General features: G+C 54.5%; 18 protein-coding genes and 2 pseudogenes. 13 read left to right on the top strand and 7 right to left on the bottom strand.

Annotated features, from left to right (window positions below; all coding sequences use genetic code 11):
* The first annotated feature begins 5 nt into the window (after positions 1-5).
* Complete coding sequence (locus ACQ86N_RS45320) at positions 6-428, top strand: hypothetical protein (protein ID WP_431212809.1); 423 nt, start codon at positions 6-8, stop codon at positions 426-428.
* Positions 429-441: 13 nt separating this feature from the next.
* Here the strand turns inward: ACQ86N_RS45320 and ACQ86N_RS45325 are convergent, their stop codons facing one another.
* Positions 442-804 carry an arsenate reductase family protein gene (locus ACQ86N_RS45325; RefSeq protein WP_431212810.1) on the bottom strand — a complete coding sequence of 121 codons (363 nt, stop codon included), beginning with the start codon at positions 802-804 and terminating at the stop codon, positions 442-444.
* A 76-nt stretch (positions 805-880) separates the two neighbouring features.
* Here ACQ86N_RS45325 and ACQ86N_RS45330 point away from each other — a divergent pair, with 76 nt between their 5' ends.
* The 4 genes from ACQ86N_RS45330 (at position 881) to ACQ86N_RS45345 (ending at position 2,563) form a co-directional block, all read left to right on the top strand.
* Complete coding sequence (locus ACQ86N_RS45330) at positions 881-1,396, top strand: RNA polymerase sigma factor (RefSeq protein WP_431212811.1); 516 nt, start codon at positions 881-883, stop codon at positions 1,394-1,396.
* Between the two features lie 151 nt (positions 1,397-1,547).
* Positions 1,548-1,715 (top strand): hypothetical protein, encoded by a 168-nt coding sequence (locus ACQ86N_RS45335; RefSeq protein WP_431212812.1) that lies wholly within the window; start codon positions 1,548-1,550, stop codon positions 1,713-1,715.
* A 5-nt stretch (positions 1,716-1,720) separates the two neighbouring features.
* The gene (locus ACQ86N_RS45340) at positions 1,721-2,062 is read left to right on the top strand and encodes a hypothetical protein (protein ID WP_431212813.1); all 342 of its coding nucleotides are present in this window, start codon (positions 1,721-1,723) and stop codon (positions 2,060-2,062) included.
* Between the two features lie 21 nt (positions 2,063-2,083).
* A complete protein-coding gene (locus ACQ86N_RS45345; protein ID WP_431212814.1) occupies positions 2,084-2,563 on the top strand; it encodes a YybH family protein in 480 nt (159 codons plus the stop codon).
* 111 nt (positions 2,564-2,674) lie between these two features.
* Here the strand turns inward: ACQ86N_RS45345 and ACQ86N_RS45350 are convergent.
* Positions 2,675-3,447: pseudogene (locus ACQ86N_RS45350) on the bottom strand (glycoside hydrolase family 25 protein).
* A gap of 115 nt (positions 3,448-3,562) precedes the next feature.
* On the opposite strand from ACQ86N_RS45350, the gene ACQ86N_RS45355 reads away from it, so the two are divergent.
* The 5 genes from ACQ86N_RS45355 to ACQ86N_RS45375 all read left to right on the top strand — a co-directional run bounded on the left by ACQ86N_RS45355 (position 3,563) and on the right by ACQ86N_RS45375 (position 8,437).
* The gene (locus tag ACQ86N_RS45355; protein ID WP_431212815.1) at positions 3,563-3,781 is read left to right on the top strand and encodes a hypothetical protein; all 219 of its coding nucleotides are present in this window, start codon (positions 3,563-3,565) and stop codon (positions 3,779-3,781) included.
* A 26-nt stretch (positions 3,782-3,807) separates the two neighbouring features.
* Positions 3,808-4,521, top strand: coding sequence for a radical SAM/SPASM domain-containing protein (locus ACQ86N_RS45360; protein ID WP_431217865.1), 714 nt, complete (start codon positions 3,808-3,810; stop codon positions 4,519-4,521).
* A 21-nt stretch (positions 4,522-4,542) separates the two neighbouring features.
* The gene (locus tag ACQ86N_RS45365; RefSeq protein ID WP_431212816.1) at positions 4,543-5,019 is read left to right on the top strand and encodes a DinB family protein; all 477 of its coding nucleotides are present in this window, start codon (positions 4,543-4,545) and stop codon (positions 5,017-5,019) included.
* Between the two features lie 134 nt (positions 5,020-5,153).
* Entirely contained in the window at positions 5,154-7,139 is a 1,986-nt protein-coding gene (locus ACQ86N_RS45370) for a family 10 glycosylhydrolase (RefSeq protein ID WP_431212817.1), read from the top strand.
* A 2-nt stretch (positions 7,140-7,141) separates the two neighbouring features.
* Complete coding sequence (locus tag ACQ86N_RS45375; protein ID WP_431212818.1) at positions 7,142-8,437, top strand: DegT/DnrJ/EryC1/StrS family aminotransferase; 1,296 nt, start codon at positions 7,142-7,144, stop codon at positions 8,435-8,437.
* Here ACQ86N_RS45375 and ACQ86N_RS45380 read toward each other — a convergent pair.
* Positions 8,410-8,769 carry a hypothetical protein gene (locus ACQ86N_RS45380; RefSeq protein ID WP_431212819.1) on the bottom strand — a complete coding sequence of 120 codons (360 nt, stop codon included), beginning with the start codon at positions 8,767-8,769 and terminating at the stop codon, positions 8,410-8,412. The genes ACQ86N_RS45375 and ACQ86N_RS45380 overlap by 28 nt on opposite strands.
* 208 nt (positions 8,770-8,977) lie before the next feature.
* Here ACQ86N_RS45380 and ACQ86N_RS45385 point away from each other — a divergent pair.
* Positions 8,978-9,783 (top strand): annotated as a pseudogene (locus ACQ86N_RS45385) (RNA polymerase factor sigma-54); the annotation flags it as partial.
* A 119-nt stretch (positions 9,784-9,902) separates the two neighbouring features.
* Positions 9,903-10,391, top strand: coding sequence for a hypothetical protein (locus tag ACQ86N_RS45390; RefSeq protein ID WP_431212820.1), 489 nt, complete (start codon positions 9,903-9,905; stop codon positions 10,389-10,391).
* Positions 10,392-10,423: 32 nt separating this feature from the next.
* Here the strand turns inward: ACQ86N_RS45390 and ACQ86N_RS45395 are convergent, their stop codons facing one another.
* Positions 10,424-10,801, bottom strand: coding sequence for a hypothetical protein (locus ACQ86N_RS45395; protein WP_431212821.1), 378 nt, complete (start codon positions 10,799-10,801; stop codon positions 10,424-10,426).
* A 40-nt stretch (positions 10,802-10,841) separates the two neighbouring features.
* Between ACQ86N_RS45395 and ACQ86N_RS45400 the strand changes: the two genes are divergently transcribed.
* Positions 10,842-11,054, top strand: coding sequence for a hypothetical protein (locus ACQ86N_RS45400; protein WP_431212822.1), 213 nt, complete (start codon positions 10,842-10,844; stop codon positions 11,052-11,054).
* A gap of 152 nt (positions 11,055-11,206) precedes the next feature.
* On the opposite strand, the gene ACQ86N_RS45405 is transcribed toward ACQ86N_RS45400, so the two are convergent.
* From ACQ86N_RS45405 to ACQ86N_RS45415, 3 genes are all read right to left on the bottom strand, one after another.
* Positions 11,207-11,932 (bottom strand): murein L,D-transpeptidase catalytic domain family protein, encoded by a 726-nt coding sequence (locus tag ACQ86N_RS45405; protein ID WP_431212823.1) that lies wholly within the window; start codon positions 11,930-11,932, stop codon positions 11,207-11,209.
* Between the two features lie 182 nt (positions 11,933-12,114).
* Positions 12,115-12,585 (bottom strand): MATE family efflux transporter, encoded by a 471-nt coding sequence (locus ACQ86N_RS45410; RefSeq protein WP_431212824.1) that lies wholly within the window; start codon positions 12,583-12,585, stop codon positions 12,115-12,117.
* Complete coding sequence (locus ACQ86N_RS45415; RefSeq protein WP_431212825.1) at positions 12,582-13,517, bottom strand: MATE family efflux transporter; 936 nt, start codon at positions 13,515-13,517, stop codon at positions 12,582-12,584. The genes ACQ86N_RS45410 and ACQ86N_RS45415 overlap by 4 nt, the downstream gene beginning before the upstream one ends.
* Positions 13,518-13,648: the final 131 nt, after the last annotated feature.

Genomic DNA, 13,648 nt, shown 5'->3' on the forward strand with positions numbered 1-13,648 from the left:
GTCTGATGTCCAGCCATCTCCATCTCATTATCCGGACAAAAGACGGCGTAACTCCATCCTATTTCGAGCGGGACTTCAAGAAATTTACAACGCCGGCGGTCCTGAAGACGATCGATCTGGAAATGGACTTTCGCCGCGACTGGATGCTGCGGCATTTCGAGGAATATCCCAAGTCCCTCCGAAGGCTGGAGAAGTTCCACCTGTGGCAGAACTGCAGCAGCCCCCTGCGCATCGAGGGCGACTGCGATACGCTTTTGTCCCGGATCGCCCATATACACGAGAACCCAGTCCGCGAAAGGATTGTCGAACTGCCTGAGGCTTATATCTTTAGCTCCGCACGTGACTATGCAGGGATCCGGGGTCTGGTGAGGGTAAAAGCTGGTCCGGCAGCAGGGTTTTTCGGGACCAAAATGCTGTCGCAGAACTGAGGGGCAATGACGGCTACTTTTTCTTATTCAGCGCGTCCCCGAGGGCCGCAACAGTCTTTTTATCATTCCCTACAAATAGTTTGTCCCCGACAACGGCGACCGGACGCTTGAGGAAAGTATATTCTTCCAGGATCAGCCGGCGGTAGTCCGTCTCATCCAGCTGCTGGTCTTTCAGCCCCATTTCCTTATACTTTATAGCCCGGCGGCTAAACAACGCCTCGTACGAACCCGCCTTTTCTTTCAGCTGGTCCAGCTGCTCCGGACTGATCTGTTCGGTCTTTATATCCTGCAGGGCAATCCCCTTTTTACCCGCACCCGTCTCTTCCAGGATCCGCTGACAGGTAGTGCAGGTAGCGAGATGATAGATCTTATTCATAGGCGCGAATGTAATATTTTCCTTCAATTGCCGACAAATAGTGATATTACTGCATAAACCTTTTTACAAACGATTCGTGGTAATCAACGGGCAACAGGACGAATTTATCCGCCTCGTCGACCAGCACAGGGGGATCCTGCATAAGGTATGCAGACTCTACTGCTTTACCGATATCGACCGGCAGGACCTCTTCCAGGAGATCGTCATTCAGTTGTGGCGGTCATATCCCGGATTTCGCGGAGACGCCAAATTCAGTACCTGGCTGTACCGGATCGCGCTGAATACCGCCATCTCCGACCTGCGCAAGCAGCGCCCCCCGACGACACTTACCGATCCGGACGAGCTCCCCACCCAGCTGCAGGACATCCAGTACTCCGGGGAGAAGGAACAACAGCTTCAGCTGCTCTACACCGCTATCAACAGGCTGACAGAAGTGGAAAAGGCGCTGACCATGCTCTATCTGGAAGACAAATCCTATCAGGAAATGGAAGAGATTCTGGGTATTCCCCAAAACAATCTCAGAGTAAAGATGAACAGGATCAAGGACAAACTTCGTAAAATGACAAAGGAGGCCGCTTATGGAATTGGATAGTCTTAGAGATCTGGCGCGGCAGCGCCCCTGAGGCCCCGGCACCGGCGATCGCACCGGCGGCCGTAGCCACGGCGTCGACGACGACCGCTATCCCGGTCGCGAAAGCCTGCTGCCCCTGCTGCAGCAACGGTCCCGCGGGCCCGTGGCCCGGATGCGGCGCAACCTCCGTATCGAGCTGCTCTGCATCATCGTAGCCTATGTACCCCTGATCCTCTTCTACCTGGTGGAGTTTCAGGGCAGGCTGCGGGCTATCTCGCTCGCCCTGCTGATCGTAGGGGGCTGTTCTGCGCCTACTACTACCGCAAGTCCCGGCTCCTGAACACGATGCAGTGCCTTTCCTGCCAGGTCCGCTCAAACCTCGCCCGTCAGGTCGCGACCCTGAAGAAATACACCCGTTTCTATCTGCTGGCTTCGACCATCGTCATCCCCGCCATGGCCATTCTGACCTATCTCATCTTCCATTTTCAGCTGTTCTATCCGGACAATACAAGGGTCTACCATAGCCTGTCCCCGGCGCCCTGGTGGAAGAATTCGACGATCTGGCTGCTGATGCTGATACCGTTAACGGTCGCCATGTACTACTTCAATGTCTGGTACATCAACAAACTCTATGGCCGTCATATTAAAAAACTACAGGAATTGCTGCGGGAAATGGATGAGGAATAGGAAATTTATGAAAAACACCGCATGCGAACCTTCCTTTTGATTTTTCTTCTTGCGGCCACGGGGATCATCGGCTCTTTCCGGCCCGTCCGCGTCTCCGCGCAAACCCCCGAGTCCGCGCAACCCGCCCCCGAGTCCGCGCAACCCGCCCCCGTCTCCGCGCAAACCCCCGAGTCCGCAATCCGCCGGCTGATGACCGACCAGACGGCAGCCTGGAACCGAGGCGATATCGACGACTTCATGAAAGGCTACTGGAACAACGACTCCCTCGTTTTTATCGGCAAATCCGGTCCCAGCTACGGCTATGCCGCCGCGCTTGCCCGCTACAAATCCAACTATGACAGCCCGGACAAAATGGGACAGCTGACCTTCTCCGAAATAAAGATCACCCGGCTCGCGCCGGACTACTGTTTCGTCATCGGAAAATGGGCGCTGAAAAGAAAGGCCGGCGATGTGGGAGGACGTACACGCTGCTGTTCCGAAAGATCAGTGGACGGTGGTTGATAATAGTGGATCACACCAGTTGACCCCGCCCCGGCCAGCGGTCCGCCTCGTAAACCGTCGCCCGGCCAGCAACCCCACACGTGAACCACTCTCTGGTCCCGGCGTGAACCATTAATTCACCAGCAACTTGTGAAACTCCGCGGAATCCCCGTTGAACACATCAAAATCCACCCGCGTCAGGATACCGTTGACCCGCCCCGCCTCGCTGTGCTGCCAGAACGCCCACTCGCGGTAGATGCCGGGCCGCTCCTTCTGCAGGTAGTGCGCTATCCACAACGGATAGCCGTCAAAATCGTCTTTAAGGTATGACTTATAGAAATCGACGCTCGTATAAATGATCGGCGTCACGTGATAGTGGTCTTCGATCGTCTGCAGCCACTCCTTCGCGCGGTCCCGCAGCTTCTGCGCCGGCACGCCATAGGTCTGCTCGATATCCAGCACCGGAGGCATATCTCCCGGCATCAGGTCGACGGAATTGATGAAGTTCTCGGCCTGCGCCTTACCGCTCTTGGTGGAGAGAAAAAATGATAGGCGCCCCGGGCCAGACCCGCATTCCTCGCTTTCTTCCAGTTGCGCTGGAAATACGCGTCCTCGTTCGACAGGCCCTCCGTCGCCTTGATGAAGGCGAAACTCATCTGCACGTCCCCGACCTTCATGTCCTTTACCGAACCCCAGTCAATAATATCCTGATATTTTGAAACATCGATGCCATGAATGGTGTAATTGGTGGGTATATCTATTCCGAATTCCTGATATCGTACAAAATGAGCCGTCCTTTCCTGCCACCAGTCATAGGCGACAAAACCGAACATCACCAGTACCGCAGCTGTTATTGTTATAAGTACGATCTTCCAGGCCGTATATTTCCTCGAACGATTAGCCATCACTTGCAAACATAATTTACTATTTTTATATTTTATAGCTTCGATGCCCGATTTTAACTGGAACGATACGATTAATTTATTGTCCAAGCTCACACGAAAACGTCTGCTCAACGGGATGAAAGTTTTGTCCAGCTATTATTGGAGCAAGTGGACCAAAAAAGCCGTGCAGTGGGGTTATCCGATCTCGATCTCTTTCGAACCAACTACTTCCTGCAATCTGCGATGTCCCGAATGTCCCAGCGGGCTCAGGGCATTTACCCGGCCGACGGGCATGCTGCAGAATAGTTTTTCCAACAGACGATCGACCAGCTTTCCGAACACCTGCTCTACCTGATCTTTTATTTTCAGGGCGAGCCCTATCTGAACCCTTCGTTCCTCGACATGGTCGCCTATGCATCTTCCAAAGGGATCTACACAGCCACCTCGACGAATGCCCACTATCTCAACGATCGCAATGCGCGGCGGACGGTGGAGAGCGGCCTCGACCGGCTCATCATCTCGATCGACGGCACCACCCAGGACGTCTACGAACAATATAGGGTAGGGGGCAGGCTGGAAAAAGTGCTCGAGGGCGCGCGTAATATCGTCAGGTGGAAGAAAGAGCTGAAGAGCAAGACCCCGTTTGTTTTCTTTCAGTTTCTGGTCGTAAAGCCCAACGAGCACCAGCTGGAAGACATCCGGCGGCTGGCAAAGGAAATTGGCGTCGACGAGGTCCGCTTCAAAACAGCACAGGTCTATGACTATGAAAAAGATCCCAACGGCCTGATCCCTGCGAATACAAGATATAGCCGGTATAAAAAAGGCGGCAACGGCGAATACGTATCCAAAAATACCCTCGAAAATCATTGCTGGCGACTCTGGCACGCCACCGTCATCACCTGGGACGGGCTGGTCGTACCCTGCTGCTTCGACAAGGACGCACAGCATCCCCTGGGAGACCTGAAAGGAAAGTCCTTCAAAGAAATATGGCGCAACGAAGAATACGTGACATTCCGCCGGCAGGTGCTTCATAGCCGGAAGAATATCGACATCTGCGCCAATTGCAGCGAAGGCGCCGCCGTTTGGAAAGACTGATCACTGATCAACACAACACATATGCCACTATCTCCGTCCGCACTCAGCAGGCTGGAATTTCAACACCAGACCATTCACGATCTCATCGGCGACCTGCCGGAGGAAGCCCTTCGCCGCACCCCCATTCCCAATAAATGGAGCGCCTTCGAAAATATCGCGCACCTGGTCGCCTATCAGCCCGTATTCATCTATCGCCTCGGAATGATGCAGGAACAGCCTTCTCCCAGGTTCGACCGCTACGTCGCGGATCAGGACCCGATGTTCGCGCCCACGGTGAAAAAACCGCTCGGTCAGCTGCTGTCCCAAATGGATATGCAACGGTCACAGATCATCGCCATTCTGCGATCGATGGACGACGCGACCCTCGCCAGAACCGGCGTACACCCGAAGTACGGCGAGTTCAGCATACGGGAATGGGCGGAATTTTTCCTGCTTCACGAGTCGCACCACCTATATACCATTTTTATGCTCGTTCAGGAAACACGTAAGACACTGTAGCATAATTCCATAACTTTACGAAAAGGTCCGTGAACCATGGCACTTGAAAACGAAATAAATCAGCGGAAGTTCTATAGCGAATATCAAAAGGCGAGGATCAACATCATCTATACGTCCAACTGGCTTTTGAAAAGGTGAATGCCCTTTTCAACGAGTCCGACATAACGCCGCAGCAGTTCAATATCCTGCGTATACTGCGCGGCGAAAGCAAGGCCCTGTCCACGATGCAGATCAGACAGCGCATGCTCGACAAGATGAGCGACACCAGCCGTATCGTCGACCGTCTGGTAAAAAAAGGCCTGGTAAAGAAAACGCCGAATGCCGAAGACCGCCGGCTCGTCGACGTGGTGATCACCACCAAAGGCCGCAAGCTGCTCGAGAAGATAGACCCCTTCGAACAGGATATCGACAAGTATATGAACAATCTCTCCGAGGAAGAGACAAGAACGCTCAACTTACTCCTGGACAAGCTGCGCAATATCGTTCCCGTCCTTCTCGTGTTTCTGGCCGGTCTCCTCCCGGCGCCGGGCATCGCCCAGACCGTGACCCAGGACAGCGCCGCGCAGGATACCATTAAAGCCCCGATCCCACTGATCCCGAAGGCCGCCATCCCGCTGATCCCATCTGTGTCAAAACCCAAATATGAATTGCGTGCGGCCTGGATCGCGTCGGTCGAGAACATCGACTGGCCTTCCAAAAAAGGCCTGCCCGCCGACAGCCAGAAAGCCGAGTTTATCCGCCAGCTGGATATGCACAAACGGAATGGCCTGAACGCCGTCGTCGTACAGATACGACCAGCCGCCGACGCTTTCTATCCGTCGACCTACGAGCCGTGGAGCGAATGGCTGACCGGAGTCCAGGGAAAGGCTCCCTCACCATGGTATGACCCCCTGCAGTTCATGATCGAGGAGACCCACCGCCGCGGCATGGAATTCCATGCCTGGTGCAATCCCTACCGCGCCGTGAAAACCATCGGCCGGTCGTCCATCGCCCCTGACCACGTCACCCGCCGTCATCCGGACTGGTTCGTGCGCTTCGAAAATACCCTCTATTTCGACCCGGGCAACAAGGAAGTACAGCAGTATGTCGTCACGGTAATACGGGATATCGTTCGCCGTTATGACATCGACGCCCTCCACTTCGACGACTATTTCTATCCCTACGATATACGGGAAGGCAACCCCAAATGGGATTTCCCCGACAAGGCCAGCTACGCCAAATACGGCAACGGCATGACGATCGGCGACTGGCGCCGCAGCAGCGTGGACTCCGTCATCGTTCATCTCAGCCGGGCCATCAAGGAGGAAAAGCCCTACTGCAAATTCGGCGTCAGCCCCTTCGGCGTCTGGCGCAATAAAAACAAGGATCCCGAAGGCAGCGATACGTACGCCGGACAAACGAACTACGACAACCTCTACGCCGACATCCTCCTCTGGCTTCGCAACGGCTGGATCGACTATGTCGCCCCGCAGTTGTACTGGGAGTTCAGCTTTGCACACGCGCCCTACGGCGTCCTCGTGGAATGGTGGAGCCGCCATACCTATGGCCGCCATTGCTATATCGGCCTGGGCATCTTCAAAGCCGGTACCAACAACGCCTGGAGGAATCCCAATGAGCTGCCGCACCAGATACAGGCCCAGCGCAGCTACGGAGCCAATATACAGGGAGCGATCTATTTCAGCAGCACCTCCTTTGTCAGCAACCCCAATGGCTGGTGCGACAGCCTGAAGAATACTTATTATAATTATCCCGCGCTCATCGAGCCCATGCCCTGGATCGACTCGACCCGGCCCCATGAGCCCTCGTTCCGGACGGAATACAACCAGAAAGACCTATCGGGCACCGCCTGGCTGACAAGGGGCGATCCCCAGGACAGACTGAGAGGCTACGCCATCTACCGCACCGACTCTGCCAATGCCAGTACGGATTCCCTGCCCGCCTTCGAATTCATCCCATACGATTCGGTGGCGGGGTTTACTATCCGAAGCGCGTCTTCGGAAGGGAAAGGGAAGGTCTGGTACTACTATGTCACGGCGGTAAGCCGCAATAACGTGGAAAGCAGGGCCGTTCCGTTGCTTTTTCTAATTTTACGGCTTCAAACACAAACTAAAATCTTTTAAATATGCCAGGATTTGAATTATTCGGCCCGGAAGAACGCAAAGAGGTCAATGACGTGCTCGAGACCGGCATCATGATGCGCTATGGTTTTGACGGTCCGCGTAAGGGCGTGTGGAAGGCTAAAGAACTCGAAGCGGCCATCTCGGAAAAGATCGGCTGCAAATATACCCAGCTCGTATCCAGCGGTACCGCTGCACTGACGACCGCGCTGGCCTCCCTTGGCATCGGCGCGGGTGACGAAGTCATCATGCCGACCTTTACGTTCGTTGCCAGTTTTGAGGTCATCCTCAGCGTGGGCGCGGTACCGGTGCTGGTCGACGTTGACGAAACGCTTACGCTGGACCCTCAGGCCGTCCGCCGTGCCATCACTCCGCGTACGAAATGTATCATGCCCGTCCATATGTGCGGCGCCATGTCCGATATCGACGCGCTGATGGCGATCTGTAAAGAGCATAACCTCATTTTGCTGGAAGACGCCTGCCAAAGTTTTGGCGGCAAATACAAGGGCAGATACCTGGGGACGATCGGCCATGCCGGAGCCTTCTCCTTTGATTTTGTAAAGACCATCACACTGGCAGAAGGCGGCGCTGTAGTCACCAACAGCGAAGATATCTATACCAGATGCGACGGCTATTCCGACCACGGCCACGACCATAAAGGCGTAGACCGCGGCGCCGACCTCCATCCCTTTATAGGCTATAATTTCCGCATCTCCGAACTGCACGCGGCAGTGGGGCTGGCGCAGATCCGCAAGCTCGACAAGTTCCTCGCGATACAGCAGAAGAATCACAGCCAGCTGAAGGCGATCCTGTCAGCCGCACCCGAAGTCAGTTTCCGTACGATCCCCGATCCCTCGGGAGATACCCATACCTTCCTCAGCTGGTTCCTGCCGACAGAAGAGATGGCCCGCGGCGTCGTTGCCGAGCTGAAGCAGCAGGGCGTTCTCGCCGGCAATTTCTACTGGTTCGACAACAACTGGCACTATTTCCGCAAATGGGACCATCTTCGGCAGGTGGCGACGCTCAATAACCTCAACGACGCGCAGAGAAAGGCCACTGGCCTCGCTCGACCCCGGCGGCTATCCCGCCAGCGACAAGGTGATGAGCAGGTGTATCTCGACGGCGATAAGTCTGTTGTGGACAGAAGAGCAGACAAAGGAAAAAGCGGAGAAGATCGTGGCAGCCATAAAGAAGGTGGCCTCGGCGCAGAAGTCGATGGCGTAGGTGACGGAACCCATCCGGCGCGGGCCACCCGCGGGGTCGTGGCCGGCCCCTACTTCCCCTCCAGCCGGTTCACATAGTCCAGCGATCCCAGCCGGAACCGAACGGGGACATGGGTGGTCTTTTCAAGGAACAGCTCCTGCTTGCAAAAGAACCCCAGATGGTTGACATAATAGGTTCCTCCGCCGTTGATCCTCAGCGGTGGAGGCGCAACAGGTTCTGCCGGAAGCCCCGCGAGCGGCGTCAAAAGCAGCAAATTCCCCTTTGCCCTGCTGTCTGTCATCCATATCCATCCCGCCCAGGGCGCGCCCGGCGACAGGCCCGGCGCCCGGTGTAGCTCCAGTTTCGGCGGTACCTTTTTATCCACAGCGACACTCTTCCGGGTCTGGGCAAAGACCCCCAGCGTAGCCATTGAAAGACATACAACAAGAAAAGTTTTTTTCGTTGCACGTATCGTCCCTCCTTTTTATGTAAATTTACGGCCTGATTTTTGTGGTTCGCGCGCTTTTTCTTTAATTTAACAGAGAAATCGCAGAGCAAAACCCCTGATAAACATGTCGTTAAGTCAATCATTACAGCAAAAATTACTCCAAAAGCTCTCTCCTCAGCAGATTCAGCTGATGAAACTGCTTCAGGTGCCTACGGCTAACCTTGAGGAAAGGATCAAGGAGGAGTTGGAGGAAAACCCCGCGCTCGAAGAAACAGCGGACCACGATGATGGACTTGAAGAAATGAAGGACGAGTTCGAGTCGGGCGAAGAATATGAAGAAGCCGACGGCAGTGAGGACGAATACGAGAACATCGATATCAGTGAGTACGTCAATGAACACGACGACGACGTCGCCGACTACAAACTTCGCGATGACAACTACCCCGATGCCGACGAAGACAGGGTCATGCCTCATAAAGTGGAGACGTCCTTCCACGAGCTCCTCCTCGATCAACTGGGCATGCTCGTTGTAGACGACAGAACCCGCCGCATAGCCGAACAGATCGTGGGAAGCATCGACGACGATGGCTATCTGCGCCGCGAGACGGCATCCATCGCCGACGACCTTGCCTTCCGGCAAAATATCGAGACCACCGAAGAAGAGATAGAAGGATTGATAAAAAGATCCAGCAGTTCGATCCGCCCGGTGTCGCAGCCCGCGACCTGCAGGAATGTCTGCTGATCCAGCTGTACCGCAAGAAGAACAGCAGCAATAGTGTAGATACGGCCATCGAGGTCCTCACCCACTATTTTGACGAGTTCACGAAGAAACACTACGACAAGATACAGCGGGGACTCAACCTGAGCGACGAGCAGCTGAAAGAGGTCATCAACCAGATAATCAAACTGAACCCCAAGCCCGGCGGCGACGTCACCGAAAGCAACAGGGCAGAAAGCTATGTCATCCCCGACTTCTTTATCGCCAACAACGCCGGCAAGCTGGAACTCTCGCTCAACTCGAAGAACGCTCCCGACCTGCGCATCAGCGAAGGCTATAGGGAAATGCTGAGGGAGTATGACCGCGGCAGCAAAAAGACAAACGCCAGAAAGAAGCCGTGCTCTTCATCAAGCAGAAGATCGACGCGGCCAAATGGTTTATCGACGCCATCAAGCAGCGGCAGCAGACCCTCTACAACACCATGCATACCATCATGGACTATCAGCACGACTTCTTCCTCACCGGGGACGAGACGACGCTGCGACCCATGATCCTGAAAGACATTGCGGAGCGCACCGGCCTCGACATCTCTACAGTCAGCCGCGTCGCCAACAGCAAGTTCGTACAAACCGAATTTGGCACCTACAGATTGAAATTCTTCTTCAGTGAATCGCTCAGTACGGACAGCGGCGAAGAAGTATCGACCCGGGAAGTAAAGAAGATCCTCAGCGACCTTATCGAAGGCGAGAGCAAGAAAAAACCCCTCAGCGATGAAAAGCTGACGGAACTGCTCCAGGAAAAAGGCTACAACATCGCCCGGAGGACCGTGGCTAAATATCGCGAACAGCTAAATATACCGGTAGCAAGACTCAGAAAGGAACTATGACACACTCAAATACAGCAGTGGCAAGCCGAAACTTAGGGAGCAGTTCCCCCGTGCTGCGCTTCTTCGCGCACCTGTTCTCCTATATTTTTCATCCCCTGTTCGTCAGCACCTATGTAATGGGTTTTCTCATTTTCTTCCACCCCTTCGCTTTCGCCGGATTTGAGCACAAGACAAAAGTGCTGCGTTTCCTTCATATCTTCCTCTTCAACGCGCTCTTCCCGCTCTTCTCCGTTTTCCTGCTCTGGCGGCTGAACTTCGTGCCGTCCATGCAGCTGCGCGGCGTAAAGGACCGGATCATTCCCTACCTCATCACCATGATCTTTTACTGGTGGAGCTGGAACGTTTTCAAAAACCTGCGCGACACCCCACCCGCCGCCGTCCAGCTTCCTCCTCGGCGCTTTCCTCGCCATCTGTGGCGGCTGGCTCGCCAACATCTATTTCAAGATCAGCATGCACGCGATCGCCATGGGCGGCGCGCTGATGTTCTTCTTCCTTTTCTCTTTCAGCGACGCCTATGCTTCGGGCCTCTATCCTTCCGTCGCCCTCCTCGCAACGGGCCTTGTCTGCACCTCCCGCCTGGCGCTCGGCTCCCACTCCAATTTTGAGATCTGGAGCGGCCTGTTCGTAGGGTTGCTGGCGCAGTATATTGCGTGGCAGTTCTAACGGCTCCGCGCGGTCCCCGGCACCGCCATACAGGCCTGCGGGCATATGAACAGGTTAGCCAAATGTATTATAAAAAAGAAAAGCCCAACCATAGGGTACGAACCTATATTGAGCTTTTTCACCTTCAAACCATCTAGAAGTGTGCGTCCATGCTAGTTATTAAGTATCTTCGATCGGGCTATGTATTTTTTCGTTGGATGATAGATGAAAAGACACGAACCTTCTTTTATCAAATCGATAATATTTTCAGACTCGTCCGCCGGGACGGCAGGACAGCCATAGCTTCTTCCGCAAAACTTGTTCATCTGAAGAAAATCGGGACCCACATATTCCGAACCATGCACCACGATATTGCGGCCACCCGCCTTATCGTTGAAGCCCCGCTCCATACCCCTCATTTTTAAAGAGAGGCCGTTGTTTCCGAAATAAGTCCCCTGGGTCACATAGAAACCAAGACTGGTCTTGTGAGAGGAAGGATTATTCGAAAAAGAGCTGGCATATTCCATTCCCGAATTGTGGCCATGCGCCACATAGGTATTCACCAATACTTTCCTCTGCTCAAGGTCCACGACATACAACCGCTTGTTACGGGATGACTGACTCAGGTCACAGATCGAAAGGATATTCGTCTTGCTCAGCCAGTGATGTTCGAGCAGATAGTTATAACCTTTCAGAGCATATTCAAAAGCCTTTTTGGTCAGGCCCACCTCTTTCAGATCGAGCTGATCATAGAGGGTTGTGACTTCTTCCGCAAAGGCCGCAGCTCTGCTTGCCCTGCTTGTTTTTGTGGTCACGGGATTACCGGCTTTCAGCACATTCACCGGTAAAACAAATGCGACCAGGACACACAATAATCCACGAGTTAAGATACGACGCATGTTTCAAAGGTTTTTATCAGATACCTCCACGACCAGCGGCCGAAGAACCCTTCCGTTCATAATAGCCCCTTTGGGGCCTCATGAGGTCGGTAGCTGCGTGCCGCCGGCCGCCTGTTATAAACGGAAGGGAAACCAAAATATTATCTATTTTCTGATTGTGCAAGAATCTTTTAGGAAAAACCTTAGACCTTAACTTCTTTCCACTTACCCCTCCTAAATAGGACAAAACTTACCAGGGTAATGCAGGTTTCTGTGATCAGGATCGCCATAAACACCCCCGACGGCCCCAGATCCAGCCCAAGGGCCAGAAACCAGAGCCGGGGGATCTGAAAAGCCCAAAAACCGAATATGTTTATAATAGTAGGCGTAAGGGTGTCCCCGGCGCCGTTGAAGGCATTGGTCAGGACCATTCCCACCCCATAGAAGACATAGCCCAGGCTGATGATCCGCAGCGCCTGTACGGCGACGGCCTCCACGGCCGGGTCACGGTTGATAAATCCCACAATGGGACTGGCTCCGAAAAGGAACAGCAGGGACACGAACAGCATAAAGACCGCATTATATTTCGCGGCCGTCCGCACGGACTGCTCGGCGCGCTCAGGCTGCCGGGCGCCCAGGTTCTGCCCGACAAGCGTAGCCGCCGCATTGCTCATCCCCAGGCCGGCAGCAGGAAGAACAGCAGGATCCGGATCGAGACCTGATAACCCGCGATCGCCGTATCCTTGAACCTCGCGACCAGCCATGCCATCACGATCCAGCTCGCGGAGTTGATAAAGAACTGGAAGAAACCCGACCAGGCGATCTTTACCAGTCCGAGTATGACCGTACCATCGGGACGGAAATGCTTCCAGAGGATCCGGAGCGTTCCGCTGCCCCTCGCCAGATGATACAGCTGAAAACAGACGCCGACTCCCCTGCCGATAGTCGTGGCGATCGCCGCCCCTTTCAGCCCGTAGAAATGGATCATCAGCGGACACAACAGGATATTACACCCGTTGGCGATCCAGAGGGACCACATGGCCATCGAGGCGTTGCCCGCGCCCCGGAAGATACCGTTGATCAGGAACAGCAGCATGATGACGATGCTCCCGCCAAAAACTATCCTCGTATAGGAGACGCCCGACTCTACCGTTGCCGGCGAAGCGCCCATCAGCCGCAGGATATCCGCGGCAAAGTATGCCCCCACTGTACTTACCACTATAGTCATGACCAGCGCCAGATTGATTGACTGGGCCGCAGCGCGCGAAGCCCCTTCGGGATTCTTCTCGCCGATGCGCCGCGCGACCATCGCTGTCGCCGCCATAGCCAGACCCATCGCCGCGGAGTACACGAGGGTCAGTACCGACTCGGTAAGGCCGACCGTGGCCACGGCTCTCTCGCCGATGCGGCCCACAAAGAATATGTCTACGATGGCAAATACGGATTCCATGCACATCTCGAGTATCATAGGTACGGACAACAGGATGACCGCGCGACGGATGCTGCCCGTGGTATAGTCCTGATGTTCTCCGGACAGCGCCTGCCGGATGAGTGAAATAGCTGCGGAAAAACTGCTTCGCTTTTGGTTGGATTGTGGCAAAGACATAAAACCAGTTTAATTGACTGAACAAAGAATTGCGATAACGGAAATGACCCGGTCGTAGCGACCGTTTAATTGGGAGAGTAGATTTGCTCGTCGGCGACCTGCCAACAGCAGGTCTGATCTAGAATTTCATA

The organism is Puia sp. P3 (genome assembly GCF_050632245.1).
Lineage (GTDB): Bacteria > Bacteroidota > Bacteroidia > Chitinophagales > Chitinophagaceae > Puia.